The 16,500-nt window shown below is 63.4% G+C and carries 16 protein-coding genes; 6 read left to right on the top strand and 10 right to left on the bottom strand.

Features of this window, described 5'->3' with window-relative positions:
* Positions 1-23: 23 nt before the first annotated feature.
* The gene (locus ACR9Y2_RS23360; RefSeq protein WP_435044073.1) at positions 24-2,162 is read left to right on the top strand and encodes a glycosyltransferase family 39 protein; all 2,139 of its coding nucleotides are present in this window, start codon (positions 24-26) and stop codon (positions 2,160-2,162) included.
* Here the strand turns inward: ACR9Y2_RS23360 and ACR9Y2_RS23355 are convergent.
* The 10 genes from ACR9Y2_RS23355 to ACR9Y2_RS23310 form a co-directional block, all read right to left on the bottom strand.
* Positions 2,159-3,139, bottom strand: a complete 981-nt coding sequence (locus ACR9Y2_RS23355; RefSeq protein WP_435044072.1) for a YpdA family putative bacillithiol disulfide reductase — start codon at positions 3,137-3,139, stop codon at positions 2,159-2,161. The two genes, ACR9Y2_RS23360 and ACR9Y2_RS23355, sit on opposite strands and share 4 nt — an antisense overlap.
* Positions 3,140-5,782 carry an alanine--tRNA ligase gene (gene alaS, locus ACR9Y2_RS23350; protein WP_435044071.1) on the bottom strand — a complete coding sequence of 881 codons (2,643 nt, stop codon included), beginning with the start codon at positions 5,780-5,782 and terminating at the stop codon, positions 3,140-3,142.
* A 117-nt stretch (positions 5,783-5,899) separates the two neighbouring features.
* Positions 5,900-7,249, bottom strand: coding sequence for an alpha-L-fucosidase (locus ACR9Y2_RS23345; RefSeq protein WP_435044070.1), 1,350 nt, complete (start codon positions 7,247-7,249; stop codon positions 5,900-5,902).
* A gap of 124 nt (positions 7,250-7,373) precedes the next feature.
* Positions 7,374-7,901, bottom strand: a complete 528-nt coding sequence (locus tag ACR9Y2_RS23340; protein WP_435044069.1) for a DinB family protein — start codon at positions 7,899-7,901, stop codon at positions 7,374-7,376.
* Positions 7,902-7,955: 54 nt separating this feature from the next.
* Complete coding sequence (locus ACR9Y2_RS23335; RefSeq protein ID WP_435044068.1) at positions 7,956-8,864, bottom strand: hypothetical protein; 909 nt, start codon at positions 8,862-8,864, stop codon at positions 7,956-7,958.
* A gap of 173 nt (positions 8,865-9,037) precedes the next feature.
* Positions 9,038-9,187 carry a lmo0937 family membrane protein gene (locus ACR9Y2_RS23330; protein ID WP_435044067.1) on the bottom strand — a complete coding sequence of 50 codons (150 nt, stop codon included), beginning with the start codon at positions 9,185-9,187 and terminating at the stop codon, positions 9,038-9,040.
* Positions 9,188-9,229: 42 nt separating this feature from the next.
* On the bottom strand, positions 9,230-9,502 hold the full coding sequence (locus ACR9Y2_RS23325; protein ID WP_435044066.1) for a YtxH domain-containing protein: 273 nt from the start codon (positions 9,500-9,502) through the stop codon (positions 9,230-9,232).
* A 28-nt stretch (positions 9,503-9,530) separates the two neighbouring features.
* Entirely contained in the window at positions 9,531-10,211 is a 681-nt protein-coding gene (locus ACR9Y2_RS23320; RefSeq protein ID WP_435044065.1) for a lipid-binding SYLF domain-containing protein, read from the bottom strand.
* Positions 10,212-10,467: 256 nt separating this feature from the next.
* The gene (locus ACR9Y2_RS23315) at positions 10,468-11,469 is read right to left on the bottom strand and encodes a YncE family protein (protein ID WP_435044064.1); all 1,002 of its coding nucleotides are present in this window, start codon (positions 11,467-11,469) and stop codon (positions 10,468-10,470) included.
* A gap of 42 nt (positions 11,470-11,511) precedes the next feature.
* Positions 11,512-11,895, bottom strand: a complete 384-nt coding sequence (locus ACR9Y2_RS23310; protein ID WP_435044063.1) for a VOC family protein — start codon at positions 11,893-11,895, stop codon at positions 11,512-11,514.
* An 82-nt stretch (positions 11,896-11,977) separates the two neighbouring features.
* Here ACR9Y2_RS23310 and ACR9Y2_RS23305 point away from each other — a divergent pair, with 82 nt between their 5' ends.
* The 5 genes from ACR9Y2_RS23305 to ACR9Y2_RS23285 all read left to right on the top strand — a co-directional run bounded on the left by ACR9Y2_RS23305 (position 11,978) and on the right by ACR9Y2_RS23285 (position 16,462).
* Positions 11,978-12,751: an AraC family transcriptional regulator gene (locus tag ACR9Y2_RS23305; protein WP_435044062.1), complete on the top strand. Its 774-nt coding sequence runs from the start codon at positions 11,978-11,980 to the stop codon at positions 12,749-12,751.
* 43 nt (positions 12,752-12,794) lie between these two features.
* Positions 12,795-14,432, top strand: coding sequence for a phosphoglucomutase (alpha-D-glucose-1,6-bisphosphate-dependent) (pgm, locus tag ACR9Y2_RS23300; protein WP_435044061.1), 1,638 nt, complete (start codon positions 12,795-12,797; stop codon positions 14,430-14,432).
* 240 nt (positions 14,433-14,672) lie between these two features.
* The gene (locus tag ACR9Y2_RS23295) at positions 14,673-15,338 is read left to right on the top strand and encodes an O-methyltransferase (protein ID WP_435044060.1); all 666 of its coding nucleotides are present in this window, start codon (positions 14,673-14,675) and stop codon (positions 15,336-15,338) included.
* A gap of 110 nt (positions 15,339-15,448) precedes the next feature.
* On the top strand, positions 15,449-15,943 hold the full coding sequence (locus tag ACR9Y2_RS23290) for a Spy/CpxP family protein refolding chaperone (protein ID WP_435044059.1): 495 nt from the start codon (positions 15,449-15,451) through the stop codon (positions 15,941-15,943).
* Between the two features lie 135 nt (positions 15,944-16,078).
* Positions 16,079-16,462: a hypothetical protein gene (locus ACR9Y2_RS23285; RefSeq protein WP_435044058.1), complete on the top strand. Its 384-nt coding sequence runs from the start codon at positions 16,079-16,081 to the stop codon at positions 16,460-16,462.
* Positions 16,463-16,500: the final 38 nt, after the last annotated feature.

Below are 16,500 nucleotides of genomic sequence, written 5' to 3'. Positions count from 1 at the left end.
TGGTTGCGAATATCCTATCATTTGTGACCTGGATTCTTGCAGCGGTGGTGCTGGTGACGGGGGCGGCTCTGGGCGCGGGCCAAGCGGCGTGGCGGTGGCGTGCTCCGCACTGGACCTATGCGCTGGCGTGCGGGGCGCCCCTCCTCAGCCTGGGTGTCTATCTGCTGCTGATTTCCGGTCTGGCGACCAAGTCCGCGCTCATCGCGTTGTGCCTGTGTGCGGCCGCATTGGGTGTGCGTGGGTGGCGCCTTCCGGTCCGCTGGACCAGACCGCCGTGGATCGCCCTGGTCTTCGCACCATTCGTGGTGCTGTATGCCGTGAACGCGCTGGCGCCGGCCACCCAACCGGATGCCGTGACCTATCACCTGGGGCTGGTGGCGGAGTGGCTGCGGTTGCACGGTTTTGCCACGCGCATCGGATTCTATGAGATGTTGCCGCTGGGCCTGGAGACGCTCTTTGCGCCGGCAGTGGCGGTGGGCGGCTACTCGGCGGCCAGTTGCTTCCATTTCGCCTTGCTCTGCTCCACCGTACCCCTGCTGTGGCGCATCGGGACGCAACTCGGCCTGCGGCAGGAGACAGCGGCTGGGGCCGCCGCGCTATACGCCCTGTCGCCGATTACCGGCATGAGCGGAGTGGCCGCCTACAACGACGCCGCCGGCGTGTTCTTCACCGTGGCTGTGTTTGCCCTGCTGCTGGAAGAGTGGCAAGAACCGGGCGATAGCTGGCTGGCCTATGCCGGACTGGCCGCGGGCTTCTGCTATGCGGTGAAGATCACGGGCCTGGTGGTGGTGGCGGCGGCGCTGGCGTGGATCCTCTGGCGGCGGCGCTGGCGGGGCGCGGTGCTGTTTGCTGCAACCTCGTCGCTCTCCATCCTGCCCTGGATGCTGCGTGACCTGGTGCTGACCGGCAATCCGCTGGCCCCCCTGGGCAACCGAATCTTTCCGAATGATGCGTTCCACGTAGCCATGGAACAATCGTTGGGCCAGTACTTACGAGACTACGGGGTCTCGTGGCGACAGCTGCCCTGGGCGATCACGGTGGACGGAGTGGCCTTGCAGGGCCTGATCGGTCCGGTCTTCCTGCTGCTGCCGCTGGTTCTCCTGGCGTGGAAGAAACCGGCCGGACGGGCGGTGCTGGCCGCCGCCGCAGTGCTGACGCTGCCCTGGACTCAGAACGTGGGGGCGCGCTTCCTGATGCCGGCGCTGGCTTTCTACTGCCTGGCCCTGGCAATGGTGCTGCCGCGACAGGTGTTCACCGTGGTTGTGTTGCTGCACGCCCTGTCGGCCTGGCCAGCGGTGATGAACACCTATACCAACCCGTGGGCCTGGCGGTTGAAGGGCATGCCCTGGGAGGCCGCGCTGCGCATCCAGGGCGAAGACTCTTATCTGACAGCGAAATTGTACGAGTACAGCTTCCTGAAGAAGGCCGCGGCGCACCTGAAACCGGATGAGCCGCTGCTGGACCTCTATGGCCTGCCGTATGCCTACCTGCCGACCGCGCCGCTGGGTCCGCTGCCCTCGGCTGCCTTCGACAACATGGCGGCTTCGCTGGACCTCGCCTCCGGACGCCTGCCGGAGCAACTCTACTCCATGCGCTGCGATTGGCCGCAGCAGTTTGTGCGCGCGGTGCGGCTGCGCATGGAAAAGCCATTCCTGGCTCCCTGGAGCATCGCCGAAGCGGGCATCGTGAGGAATGGCCGGCCGGTGAAGGTTTCCAGGAACTGGTTCCTGCACTCCTGGCCCGAAGCGGGCGATGCCTGGCTGGCGGTGGACGGCAACCGCGCCTCGCGCTGGCAGTCCTGGACGAATTCGAAGGAAGGCATGACGTGGGAACTGCGGCCCGACCGGCCGGTGCCGCTGGATGGCGCGTGGGCCATGATGGTCAACGTGGATTCGCCGCAACGGGTTGCGATGTACGTCCAGGGCATGGACCGCGCCTGGCGCAAGGTGTCGGACCGCGCGGTGATGCAGGCGCCGCCGAATCGCATGTACCGGCATTCGGCCGTGAAGTTTGTGAAGAATGCAGGCTACCGCTGGATTGTGACCAGGATCGGAAGGGAGGGCCACGGACCGGTAGGCGAGTCGTTCCTGGCTTCGCCGGATGCCTGGGGTGTGGAACTGGTCGAGCGAGTGGAGAGTATCGGGCTGTTCCGCATCCGTTAGACGCGATCGAGCTTCAAGGCAACATCGTCAGCGATCTGGCGGCCGTGAAAGCGGCCATTCTCGATGAAGATCTCGTTGGTGTGCATCCCGGCGACCAGTACGCCCGCCAGGTAGACCCCGGCGCGCTCACTTTCCAGCGTCTCGGGATTGAGCCGCGGCCGCTGGCTTTCGAGGTCGAAGCGGATGCCATGGCGCTCCAGGAAATCGGTATCGGGCCGGTAGCCCGTCATGGCAAAAACGAAGTCGTTCTTGAGGCGAACCCGGCCTTCGGGCGTGATCAGGTTGACTGCATCCGGCTCGATGCTCTCGACCGATGAGTCGAAGTAAGCCTTCACCTCGCCGGCCTTGATGCGGTTCTCGATGTTGGGTTTGATCCAGTACTTGATATTGCCGTGCAGCGCCGGATGCCGGTGCACCATGGTGACGCGGGCGCCGGTCCAGAACAGCTCCAGGGCGGCGATGGCGGCGGAGTTTTTCCCACCCACCACCAGCACGTCGTGCGCGTAGTAGGGGTGCGCTTCCTTGTAGTAGTGGATTACCTTGGGCAGTTCTTCACCGGGCACGTTGAGATAGTTGGGACGGTCGTAGTAGCCGGTCGCCAGGATCACCTTGCGGGCCTGGTAGGAGAGCTTGCGGCCCTGGCGGTCTTCCGAGTGAATGGTGAAATCGCCGTCCGAGCCTTCGAACCCGATCACCCGCTCGTACTGGTGAATGTCGATGCCGTAGTGGTCGGCCACTCGGCGATAGTACTTCAGCGCCTCGACGCGCACCGGCTTTTCGCCCACGCTGGTCATGGGGATGTCGCCGATCTCCAGCAGTTCCGGAGTGGTGAAGAACATCATGTTCGTGGGGTAGTGGTAGAGCGAATTGGTGAGGCAGCCCTTGTCGAACAGGACACAGGACAGGCCGCGCCGCTTCAATTCAATACCGCACGCGAGGCCGGTTGGCCCCGCGCCCACTACGACGGCGTCCAGCACCTAGAGCAGGCCCTCGACGCTGGCGCTGGCCGCGGCCAACGCGGCTGGCAGGGCCGCTGCGTCCTTGCCTCCGGCTTCCGCCATGTCGGGGCGTCCGCCGCCCTTGCCGCCGACGGCCTGGGCGATGGACCCAGCCAGTTTTCCGGCGTGCACTTTGGCGGTGAGATCCTTCGTGACGGCCGTGACGATGGCCACATTGCCTTCCTCACCCGAGGCCAGCAGGATGACGGCCGACTTCCAGCGATTGCGGAATCCGTCGGCGAGATTGCGCATCTGGGCGCGGTCCATACCATCGGCCACGGCCGAGAGGATCTTGACGCCCTTGATCTCGCGCACCTGGGCTTCCAGTCCGGCGGCGGCCGCATGGGCCACCTTCTCCTTGAGCGTTTCGATCTGGCGCTCCAGGGTCTTCTGCTGGGCGAGCAGACGGTCTATCTGGTCGAGGAACTCCGTTTCCGAAGTGCGCAGGGCGGAGGTCGCCTTGTGCAGGGTGTCCGTCGTCTCCTGAAAGCGCTTCAGGGCGGAGGCGCCGGTGAGGGCCTCGATGCGGCGTACGCCGGCCGAGATGGAACCTTCGTAGACCACTTTCAGCAGGCCGATCTCGCCGGTGCGATGGACGTGCGTGCCGCCGCAGAGTTCACGGCTGAAACCGGGCACCGAAACGACCCGGACCTTTTCGCCGTACTTCTCCCCGAACAGAGCCATGGCGCCGGTGTCGATGGCTTTGTCCAGCTCCATGACATCCGTGGTAACAGGCACATCGAGCAGGATCTGCTCGTTGGCCAGGCGCTCCACTTCAGCCACTTCCTGGGCGTCCACGGCCGTGTAGTGCGAGAAGTCGAAGCGCAGGCGTCCCGGTTCCACGACGCTGCCGGCCTGTTTCACGTGCTTGCCCAGCACCTGCCGCAGAGCGGCGTGCGCCAGGTGGGTCGCCGTGTGGTTGCGCATGGTGGCGAAGCGGCCGGTATCATTCACGCGGGCCGCGACGAGTTGATCGGTCGTCAACGTACCCGCGGTGCGCGCTTTGTGCACGCTGAGGCCCGGAACAGCCGGATAAGTCCGCGTGATGTACGCCAGCGGCTCCCCTGTCTCGGGGCTCACCAGGACGCCGGTATCGCCCACCTGGCCGCCGGATTCGGCATAGAACGGAGTGCGGTCGAGCACGATTTCGCACTCGGTCTCGGGCCCGACGCTGTCGACACGCTGCTGGTCGACCAGGATGGCCAGAACCTGCGAAGCGCCGTGCTCCAGGGTCTCGTAGCCCAGGAACTGGGTACGGCCGCCGCCGAGCAACTCCTGATAAATGGGCGCGATCTGGGCCTTCTCGGCGCCTTTCCAACTGGCGCGGGCCCGTTCGCGCTGCTTCTGCATCGCGTCTTCATACCCGGCGACGTCGATGGAGAGGCCTAGTTCGCGGGCCATCTCCTCCTGCTCGTCCAGCGCCATGCCGTAGGTGTCGTAGAGTTTGAAGGCGGCCGGGCCGGGCAGCACTTCGCCGGCGGCCGATTTGGCTTCGTCGTGGAACACCTTCTCGGCCACCTGGAAGGTGGTGGCGTAGCGGTGTTCTTCGTCTTTCACGACGCGGGCCACACGCTGCACGCTCTCCAGCATGTCCGGATAAGGCGCCTTCATGAAGTCGGCCACAAAGCCGGTCAACTTGTAGAGGAACGGATCGCCTGACCCGATCATGCGGGCGTTGCGCATGGCGCGGCGCATGATCTTGCGCAGCACATAGCCGCGGCCTTCGTTCGAAGGCAGCACGCCGTCATTGATCAGAAACGCGGTGGCGCGCGCATGGTCGGCGCAGATGCGCAGGACGGTGTCGGTGCGGGTGTCTTCGCCTACGCTCTTGCCCAGCAGATTGCCGGCTTCCTCGACGATTGGGTAGAGCAGGTCGCACTCGAAGTTCGAGAGCTTGCCCTGCATGATGGCGGCCACCCGCTCCAGCCCCATGCCGGTGTCGATGGAGGGCCGGGGCAGCGGGGTGAACTTCCCGCTGAGGTCGCGGTCAAACTGCATGAAGACGAGGTTCCAGATCTCGACGAAACGGCCGCCGCCGTCTTCAGGGAACTTCTCGTGCTCACGGCCCGGAGCGGCGGTGTGCTCGCCCAGGTCGAAGTGGATTTCGGAGCACGGGCCGCAAGGGCCGGTCTCGCCCATCTGCCAGAAATTATCCTTCTCGTCGAGGCGGAAGATGCGGTCCTTGGGGACGCCGGCGACCTTCTGCCAGAGCTCCTCGGCTTCGTCGTCCTCGCGGAATACGGTGACGTACAGGCGGTCCTTGGGCAGGCCATAGCCGTTCGTCACCAGGTCCCAGGCAAAGTCGATAGCGTCGGTCTTGAAGTAGTCGCCGAAGCTGAAATTGCCCATCATCTCGAAGAACGTATGGTGGCGGCGGGTATAGCCGACGTTCTCCAGATCGTTGTGCTTGCCGCCGGCACGGACGCACTTCTGGGCGGTGGTGGCGCGCGAGTAATCACGCTGTTCCAGACCGGTGAAGACGTCTTTGAACTGATTCATGCCTGCGTTGGTGAACAGCAACGTGGGATCGTTGCCGGGCACCAGCGAAGAACTACGCACGACGCGATGATTGCGGGCGGCGAAGAAATCAAGGAACTTCTGGCGAATCTCGTGACCTGTCACAACATTATTGTGACACAGGGACCTGTCCCGGCTGGCCTGTGGAGAGCCGATTGCAGACACAAAAAGGCCCGTGCCGGGCGGACACGGGCCTTCGACAGACTGTACGGTTCGGTCGAGCTAGTTGGCGGTCTCGAGCACGATCACGGAATCGATCGCATCGGGCGCCTCGGCCGGCAGTGAAACAGCGAGTTTCGCGCCATCCTGCTTCACCTTCAGCGATTTGCCGCGCTTGGACAGCAGGTAGGCCTTCTTCACCTTACCGTTGTAGCCGTCCAACTCGAATTGACCCGCGGGCCACTTGAAGAGGTGAATGTAGAGCTTGCCGGGCTTGGTCGTGCAACGCCAATCGGTTTTGGCATTGATGAACGGCTTCCCTTCCCTGTCTTTCTTCACCGGATCGGGCGAACCGAGCTCGGGTCCGAACGGAGTCGGGCCGGCGCCGTAGATGGATTCGCCGTTCACTTTCAACCACTTGCCGACGCCGCGCAGGTTGTCCTGGCTGGGTTGGGGGATGATGCCCTCAGAGGTGGGACCGACGTTGAGCAGGTAGTTGCCGCCCTTGCTCACGATGTCGACCAGTTTGAAGGTGAGGTCCGGAGTGGTCTTCCACTCGTTGTCATCCTTCTTGAAGCCCCAGGTGTGATTCAGCGTGGCCGGGACTTCCCAATCTTCCTTCACCACAGTGCCCGGAATCACGTTGTCGCCCATGGAGCGATAGTCGCCCGAGGCGCCCAACCGGCCATCGATGAGGCAGGCGGGCTGCATCTGGTGGATGGCGTCGATGAAGGGCTGCGAGCGCTCCTTCGTCATCATACGCGGCGTGTCGAACCAGACCAGGCACATGGGGCCGTAGCCGGTCATGAGTTCCTTGAGCTGCGGCAGCGCCTTGTCGCGCAGGTACTGGTCGAAGTCCTTCTGCGGATCGGGGCCGAAATCCCATGAGTTGCCGGCGCCATTCTTCTCGTGCCAGTCCTGGGCTTGCGAATAGTAGACGCCGAACTTCAGGCCGTGCTTGGCGCAGGCCAGGGCCAGTTCCTTGACGACGTCGCGTTTGAACGGGGTGGCGTCGACCACGTTGTACTTGCTGACGGCCGACTGGTACATCGCGAAGCCGTCGTGGTGTTTGCTGGTGATGACGACATACTTCATGCCGGCATCCTTGGCCATCTTCACCCATTCCTCGGCGTTGAACTTGACCGGGTTGAACTGAGCGGCGAGCTGTTCATACTCACCCACCGGGATCTTGGCGCGATTCATGATCCATTCGCCGATGCCGGGGATGGGCTTACCCTTCCACTCGCCGGCGGGGATGGCGTAAAGGCCCCAATGGATAAAGAGGCCGAACTTAGCCTCACGGAACCACTGCATCTTGGCGTCCTGCGACGCCGGGGCCGGCAGCGGCGGGGGCAGTTTCTGGGCAGCGCAGGTGGCGGCGAAGACCAGGCAGGCAATAAGAGTACGTGTCAAATAGGGAATCCGGGGTTTCAACGGAGACTCCTTCCTTTCCGATGCGTTAGCGTTAACATATCAGAAAACAGAAGGGCCGTCACCGGCATTTTCGCACCGCTGACGGCCGTTGAATCAGGACCCCTTAGAACTTATATGCCGGCGGCTTGAGCCCCTTCACACGCAGGTAGACCTCGGCCTGGCCACGATGGTGGGCGGTGTGGGTGAAGTAGCTCCACAGCCACTCATAGCCGGTGAGATTGCGTGCCGGCGGACCCACCACCTTATCCAGTTGCTCCAATGTCACACCCGAAATGGCCTTGTCGCAGAATGCAAAGGTCGTCGTCAGGAACTCGATCGCGGCCTCGCGGTCGACGTCCTTCTTCTGGTCCTTTGCCCACTCGGCCACGCTACCCTTCACTTCCGGCTTCGGCAGGCCGCTGGCGTTCGAGCACGCATTCGCATCCGCGGCAGCGATGTGAGCCATCAGTTGTCCGAAGGTCATTTCTTCGGGGGAAGGCCGGAAGTTGTAGCCGTCTGCCGGCATCGCCGACGCGACGGCTACCGTGAATTCCCCGGATACCTTCCAATGCTTGGCCAGCGCGTCCTTCACCGTCGACTGCGCCATTGCCGGCACAGCCAGCAGCGACAATACAAAGAGAGTGAGTTTCATATGAGCCCCCAGGCTCACATTGTTAACCCACCAGGACGCCCTGGCGCAACCGGTCTAGTTGAACCGGGCCGCCTCGCCCTTCATCCTCTGGGCATTGGCGGCGGCCGGCTGGGCAAAGGGCCCCTTAATCGCCGCTGACTGCTCGCTGAATTTCACACCCTCCATCACCCTGGCTTTGCTGCCGGCCGCGACACCGACGCTGTAGTTGGCCACACCCAGGTGGTAGAGGCTGGCGGCGGTCGCCTGCTCGTCATCCTTGATCAGTGGCAGGGCGGCGCGCAAATCCTGATCGGCCAGTGCGAACTGCTGCCGTTCGCTGTGCGCCATGCCCGCGATGTAGTGGGCATGACCCAGGGCTGACTTCTTCCTGGCTTCCCAATCCTCGGCGTTCATGTTCTCCGGCTTGGGTTTCTTTTCCAGGACGGCGATGAGCTTCTCGGCAAAGATGCCGGCGCGGCCGGTCTGGCGTTTGGCCATTGCGGAATCGGCCACGATCACGAGAATGTCGACATTCTCCGGCTGGCTAAGGATGGCCTTCTCGGCCAGCGGGGCGACTTTGGCGCCGTTTTCCGTCTGCTCCAGGGCCTGGAAGTAAGGGCCGTAGGCCTGGTCGAGGAACTTGCTCTTCGGATTCTGCTTTTCGAGAGCAGCGATCAGGTCGATTAACTTGGGGGGATCAGCCTGCAGGGCCGTGGCGACCAGGGCGTTCTCCGTATAGAGATCGACTTCCTTGGCGTAGGCAACGTTCTTCGTCCAGGCAGCCTTCGCTTCGGCGCCCGCCGGGGCCGGAGTGGCAATCGCCTTCCGGGCCAGGACACTAGCTTCCGTAGCCAGCTTCTTAACGGCCTCCACGTCCTTCGCCTGGACGGCTTGCTTCAAATTGTCATGGGCGGTCTCCAGATCGCCAGCAATCACCGGAGCGGCGAGGATGAGGCCCATTGCACTTAGGATCAGAAATTTCATGGCAGTCTCCAAAATCACGCGGGAACATTATATGTCCCTTGGAGTGAAGATGGAAGGCCCCCATCGGATCCGATTGACTCTTTTTGAGAGGAGGGGGAAAGGAAATCAGGCGGGCAGACGCTAAGGCCGGCCCGGGCGCCCCCACTGATGGGAGCCACCCGGGCCGGCCTCAGCTATAGTGCTCTACGTCCGTTGATGATGCCGATCAGTAAGGTGACCAGCGCGACTACCAGCAGGATATGGATGAAGCCGTACAGCGTGTACGACGTCACCATGCCGAGCAGCCATAGAACCAACAGAACTACGAAGATTGTCCATAACATAAGGCACCTCCTTGTGCCGGACGGTAGCCGAGGCGGGTTGAGTTAGACCGTTTCCAGATAAGCTCGTTTGCCGGCTTCCACAGCGTTCACGATCCCGTCACGCTGCTTCAGCGCCTGCTCCTTGCCTTGGTCGACCAGATTGGCCGCAGTTTCCTGGAGCTCTTCGGCCTGGTGCCTGAGGCGGCGCGCCTCACCGCGGGCGCGGTAGACAATGCGGCCCCGCAGGTGACGGCCCGAGGCCGGCGCGAACAGCAGCGCCAGGCCGGCGCCCAGGCCCAAACCAGCCAGTGCCGCGAAGATGGTGTCTCTGTTCATCTGTCCGTTCTCCTTAAGATTTGGCAAGTTAGTCGCCCGACTTTTCGCGGGGCGAGAACCGGGTCAGCAGCGTCATCAGGCGAGCCGCAGCCGCCGGCGGAGTGCTCTTGTGCACCACTTCTTCCGTGGTCAGACGCTTGCCGTAGAGGGTTTCATTCTCTTCCATGTCCTGGCGCAAAGTGGCGCCCTGCAGGGAGATTCCGGCAAAGACACCGCGCGAACGGGACCAGGAGAGGATCTCAGCCCGCATAAACGCATCGGTATCCGCTGTAGCCGTGCGGCCCACCGGGCCCGCTGCCACTGAGCCTTCTCCACCCAGCGTGAACTGGCTGTTGAGCAGTTTCTTGGAACCGCTCTCGTTCATGACCAGCATGACCACGTCGGTCTCGGAGCCGCCGATCTGGAAGCCGACACTGCCGCCTTCCACCCGGATCGCGGCGGGCGCCGACCAGCCTGCGCGCCCTATATGGCGGCAGGACAGGAAGCCCTTCCCATACTTACCGCCGACAATGAACGCACCCTTTTTGAGGCCCGGCACCACGACAACGCAGTGCGCTTTTTCCATGAGGTCCTGAGGAATGCCCTTGTCCGGCGTTCCCATGATTTCCGATAGCACTACAGCCGATTCGTCCAACCGTTGCACAGCGGGCGGTTCTTTGGCCAGCAGCGGTAGGGCGGCCAATAGTGCGATTCCCAGAGTCTGTTTCATGTTAGAAACCTCCGTTTCTACTTCTGGTTTCAAAGTGGCAATCACCTTGCCATTCTCGCTAAAGGCGCCTAGGTGCTTTGTTTTCTTAGGTTTCCCAGATAAGTAAAACAGGCCGGAGGTTCCCGCGAATTCAACAGGCGGCGGGCGAACGGTAATTTTGACCGCCAAGTCCCTGGGCGAAGAACCCAAATGACCTGAAAACAGCTAAGTTCAGGTTTCCTCGACCCTTCACCCGGCGAGAATTAGGCTGCAGGGATTAATGACGGGGGCCGCCGATCCACGCCATGCCGTCCGGACCACCGCCGGTCTCGAACTGCCCTGTCTTGGTCATCGATTTCAGATCGATCACCGCGACGTGGTTGTCCCCGGCCACGGCTACATACGCGCGCGCTCCGCCAGGCTCGATCAGGATGCCCTCCGGCGCCTGGCCCAGCGGCAGCTTCTTCGTTACTTTGCGCGTCGCGACATCCACGAACAGCAGTTCCCCCGCATCGAGGTCGGAGATGAGCACGGTCTTTCCGTCCGGCGTGAACTTCAGGCGGTTCGAGCGTTTGGTGCCCAGGGGCAGCGTCTCCACCACTTTCCTGGCGGCCAGGTCGATTACCGACACGCCGCCGTCCCGCGAGTGCGCCGCCCACAGCCGGCTGCCATCCGGCGAGACATCGAACGCCTCGGGCCCTTTGCCCACCGGAACCACCGTCTGGTTCCAGTTCGTGCCGCCTGCCGCCCGCTCAAAGATGGAGATCGTGTCGGAACTGATGTTGGCGGTGTACAGCCGGTTCGTGTCCGCGCTGAATTGCAGCATGTGAGTGGTGTTCTGGCCGGTACCCAGAAGGTAGTCGACGCGCTGCGAAGCCGGATCGTAGCGCGCCACCAGCTTGTTGGCCTCGGCCGTAAACCAGACCTTGCCCTCAGCCACCGCGATCCCGTGCGGACGTAGCATCGGGGCCACCTCCAGCCGCTTGATCTCTTTCGGCCCGGACAGCTCGATGATCGAGATGGACTGCCCGGGTGCCGGGCCGCTGCCATAGTTGGTGGCGTAGGCCACGGTGCCCTCGGCGTTCACCACCACTTCATGCGGCCCCTCGCCCGTGGCCACCTTGCCCGTGATCTTGCCCGTGGCCGGATCCACAATCACCAGCGTGGCGTCGGACTTATTCAATACGAGCAGCGCCGGCGAAGGCAGTTCAGCCGCCCACGCGGAGACAGCCAGCAAAGTGGCGGAGAGAGGGAGTAACGCGCCCAGGAGAGTCCTCATGGGAATCCATTGTGCCGCGCTTTTCCCTTCTTCGCCGTAAATTCAGGCGGGCCGCGTTTCATATTGCATCGCGCCGGCGATGGTTCCACCCGGATCCTGGAAGAACAGCAACTGGCCCACGCCGGCCAGAGTGCAGATGGGCATCACAATCCTGCCGCCGTGCGCCTCGATGGCGGCGGCCGTGGCGGCTATATCCTCGACAGAGATAGTGCACTCGAAGCCGTACATCGGGGTACCTGGCACGATCTCCCGCCGCTGCTGCAATGAACCGAGCAAGGGTCCGCCGGCGGCGGCGCCCATGTCGATCATGTAGAAGCCGGGCGGTCCCCAGGCGTTGAACTTCCATCCGAAGACGCCCTCGTAAAAGGCGCGGGACGCGGGCAGGTCTGATGTATTGATCGAGAAGTGGGCAACTGGATTTGGCATGTGGACATCCCTCCAACTGTTTCGGTCTAAACGGATTCTAAGGGATGGCGCCGCGGGCAGGATCACGCTATATTGCCAGTTCATGCCGAAAACTCGCCAACTGTACCTGGATCCCACCATCCTCGTCAGAAGCTTCGGCGTCACTCTCACGAATACGGCCCTGATCCCGCCCCATGCCCCCGGCTGGCACGAACTGATTTACGCCACGCAGGGTGTTCTCACGGTCAGGACGGAGCAGGCCGCCTGGGTGCTGCCGCCGCATCGCGCCGTCTGGATTCCGCAGGGCGTCCAGCACCGCCTGGAGATGTCCGGCACGGTCGCGTTGCGCAATCTTTACGTACGGGCCGACATCCGCCCCAGCGGCTGGGCACCGGCGGACTGCTGCGTTGTCAACGTCACCGGCCTGCTGCGCGAGATCATCGTCCGCACGATCCAGTGGAGCGTGCTCGACACCCGCAAACCCGAGCAGCGCCATCTGATCGGCGTCCTGCTGGACGAGTTAAAGGTACTCCACAGCGTCCCCCTGCAGTTGCCCGCGCCCAAGGACGAGCGGGCCGTACGCTTCGCGGCACTAGCAGCCTCGGAGGGCGGCGCGTCCACCCCCGTGCCCAAGCTTCTGCGAGCCTGCGGAGCCAGCCGCCGCACCATGGAACGCCTGTTCCAGGAAGAAACCGCTCTGAGCCTGGGCCAATGGCTGCGCCGTCAGAAGCTGCTGCAGAGCCTGAAACTGCTGGCCGCGGGCCAGGGCGTCCAGAGTATCGCCGAGGAACTGGGCTACCAGAGCACCAGCGCCTTCATCGCCATGTTTCGCCGTGAGTTAGGCCAGACGCCGGGCCGCTACTTCCAGCCGGAATAGAGGCCCGCCCCACCGGCACGCCCGGGCTGTCTATCATGTCCCTATGGCCCTGAACCCCCTCGCCGGCAAGCCGGCTCCGGCTGAACTGCTGATCGATACGGCCCGGCTGGAACACGACTACTACGCCAACCGGCCCGATATGGGCGACCCGCAGCAGCTCGTCAGCTTCGGCACCAGCGGGCACCGGGGCACCTCCACCAACAGTACTTTTACCGAGCCGCACATCCTGGCCATCACCCAGGCGATCTGCGAGTACCGCGGCATGAAGGGCTATACCGGCGCCCTGGTGATGGGCAAGGACACCCATGCGCTGTCGGCCGCCGCCCAGCGTACCGCCCTGGAAGTTCTGGCTGCCAATGAGCAGACTACGCTGATCCAGCAGGATGACGGCTTTACCCCGACGCCAGTGGTCAGCCACGCCATCCTGGAGCGCAATCGCGGCATGACTTCCGGCTGGAGCGACGGCATCGTCATCACGCCCTCCCACAACCCGCCCGCCGACGGCGGCTTCAAGTACAACCCGCCCAACGGTGGTCCCGCCGACACAGACGTCACCAACTGGATCCAGAACCGTGCCAACGAACTGCTGCGCGCGAACAATGCCGGGGTGCGCCGCCTCCCCTACGAACGGGCCATCCAGGCCGATTGCGTGCACGAGTTCGACTTCATCCCCGGCTTCGTGCGCGAACTCTCGGCCGTCGTCGACATGGAGGCCATCGCCCAGGCTGGTTTGAAGATTGGAGTGGATCCCCTGGGCGGCGCGGCCGTCTACTACTGGTCGGAGGTCGCGGCCCGCTATAACCTCGACCTGACTGTCGTCAACCCCAGCGTCGATCCGCAGTTCGGTTTCATGACTGTCGACCACGACGGCAAGATCCGCATGGACTGCTCCAGCCCGTACGCCATGGCCGGCCTGGTGCAATTGAAGGATAAGTTCGACATCGCTTTCGGCAACGACCCCGACGCCGACCGCCACGGCATCGTCACCCGTTCCTCGGGCCTCCTGAATCCGAATCACTACCTCTGCGTGGCGATCCGCTATCTGCTCACCCATCGCAAGGAATGGTCCGCGGCCGCCCGCATCGGCAAGACCCTGGTCTCCAGTGCCCTGATCGACCGTGTCGTCGGCAGCCTGGGGCGTGTTGTGTACGAAGTCCCGGTCGGCTTCAAATGGTTTGCGCCGGGCCTGTTCGACGGCACCGTCGCCTTTGGCGGCGAGGAAAGCGCCGGCGCCAGCTTCCTGCGCCGGGACGGCAACGTCTGGACCACCGACAAGGACGGACTCATCCTGGGTCTGCTGGCGTGTGAAATCACGGCGCGGACCGGGCGCGATCCCGGCGAGCATTACCAGGACATTACCAGTGAGTTCGGCGCCTCCTACTACACGCGCATCGACACCCCTTCCACGCCGGAGCAGAAGTCAAAACTCGCCAAGCTCTCGCCCTCGGCCGTCACCGATGAAACGCTGGCCGGAGCGCCTATCACCGCCAAATTGACCCAAGCCCCAGGCAACGGCGCGGCGATCGGGGGTCTGAAAGTCGTCACGGATCAAGGCTGGTTCGCGGCCCGCCCTTCGGGCACTGAGAACATTTACAAACTGTACGCCGAAAGCCTGGTCAGCGAGCAGCACCTGGAGAGCATTGTCTCTGAAGCACGCGACCTGGTAAACCGATCACTCTAAACCATCAGGAGCAGGAGGAGGAAGCCGGCCGAAAGGCCGCGAGCTGCCAGCGAGACCGGGCCCCGAGGGCGCAAATCGTGAAACGGATCGCCCCCCGGAATCACTATTGGATTCACCATCTATTTGCCTGCTGGTGGTGGAACCGGATGACGGCGAATTAACCATTGGGAAAGCGACGTAACTCTTTCTTTCGATCCCGCGCCGTTGTAGATTGACAGCAGTACCTGCGCTTTTTCTTCTATGAGACTCCTATTCGTCCTAGGACTGCTATTGGTCTGCCCGCCGCTCACCAGCGGCTGGCAGCCCCGCCTGCGCCGCAATCCCGTGACCCGCGAGGATCAAACCCCGTCGCAGCCCAGGACAGCGACGGAGAAGCTGATCCTCTCCGTCCTGGAGGAAGCAGTCCAGGCGGATGAGGTCTGGGCCAATGTACCGGAGACTGACGGCCGCATGCTGCGCTTGCTGGCGGAATCCACGGGGGCTAAAAACGTGGTGGAGATCGGAACCTCCACCGGCCTGTCCGGACTCTGGTTCTGCATGGCCCTGGACCGCACGCACGGTCACCTGACCACTTTTGAGCTCGACCCGCGCCGCGCCGCCATCGCGCAGGAGCACTTCCGCAAGGCCGGGGTGGAAAAGCTGGTCACCATCATCCAGGGCGACGCACACCAGAACGTGAAGCAGCTCAAGCTCCCTATCGATATAGTCTTCATCGATGCCGACAAGGATGGGTACCTCGACTACCTCACCAAACTGCTGCCCCTAGTGCGGCCCGGCGGGCTGATCCTGGCCCACAACGTCGAGATGGTGCCGGAGTACATGAAGGCCATCGCAGCCCGGCCTGAACTGGAGACAGTGGTCTACTCGCAGGGCGGAGGCTTGGCCGTCACCTTGAAAAAGCGTTGAAAAGACAGCCGGATCCCGCGATCGCCGGCACTTAACAATCCTTTACCTGGGCGAAAGCAACCCATTCCGGAAAACTGGCGTTCTATGGTTGTGAGGTTCGACGCAACCACATGAACAAACTCAGCAGACTCATCGCCGCCGCGGCTATCAGCTCGGCGTTCGTCTTCGCACAGGGACCGGGGATGGGCCGCATGAACGGCGGCAGCCCACCTGACGCAGCCACCCGCGTCCAATTCCGCGTGGAGCGGCTCACCAGGCAATTGGGCTTGAGCGACGCCCAGAAGGCTTCGGCCACGACGATCTTCACTGAGGCGGAAACGGCCACAACCAGTGCTCGCGCCAACGTCTCGACCATTCACGACACCCTGGCTGCCGCGGTGAAAAAGAACGACACCGTCGCCATCGACCAGGCCGCGACTCAGCTCGGCGCGATCAACGGCCAGGTGACCTCCGTTCAAAGCAAGGCGGAAGCGGCGTTCTACGCCATCCTCACGCCCGACCAACAGACGAAATTCGATTCAATGCCTCAGGGACCCGGCGGCATGGGCGGCATGGGTATGGGCCGCGGCGGCCCCCAGGCAATGCGCTCCCGGACCAGTAAGTAAGCCTGCCCTTACGCCCTCCCAAGTGTAGAGCCGGCGCCTCAACTGATCTGGAGTAGATCCGGCCGCAGGGTGACATGCCCCCAACATGACCCACCCTGCGGCTCCGGTCTTTCTCCGCTGTGCTACCCTGCCCGTTTGAGGCCCCTCCTGTTAGCCCTGCTGCTCGCCGCCACCCCCTCCGGGCCCTTTGTCCTGCCCCTGTCCAACGGCTTGTACCTGCTACTGGACGAAACCCTGCATGTGCGCCGCGTCTCACCCAGTGCCAGCCAGGCGCAAGCCGACCTGCAGGCCTGGACCACCGGCCGCGACATCTACACCTCACTCTGCAGCCGCTGTCACGGCGCCGATGGCGCGGATCGCTCCTACGCCGGCGGCAACGTAAAGCCCATCAACGGGCTGGGCCAACGCTACTCGGAAGATGAACTATTGGAGCGCACAGAGCGGCCGGGCACTGTTGATCTCGGCAATCTCGACGCCCGCCTGCGCCACGCCCTCGCCGTTTACGTCTCCGGCTTGTGAGTAGAGGACCCGCGCATCGGATACGATGTCTCTGGCCC

This window comes from Paludibaculum fermentans (assembly GCF_051172195.1).
GTDB lineage: Bacteria > Acidobacteriota > Terriglobia > Bryobacterales > Bryobacteraceae > Paludibaculum > Paludibaculum fermentans_A.
The sequence above is the reverse complement of the archived record's forward strand: the minus strand, read 5'-3'. Positions and strand labels throughout refer to the sequence as shown.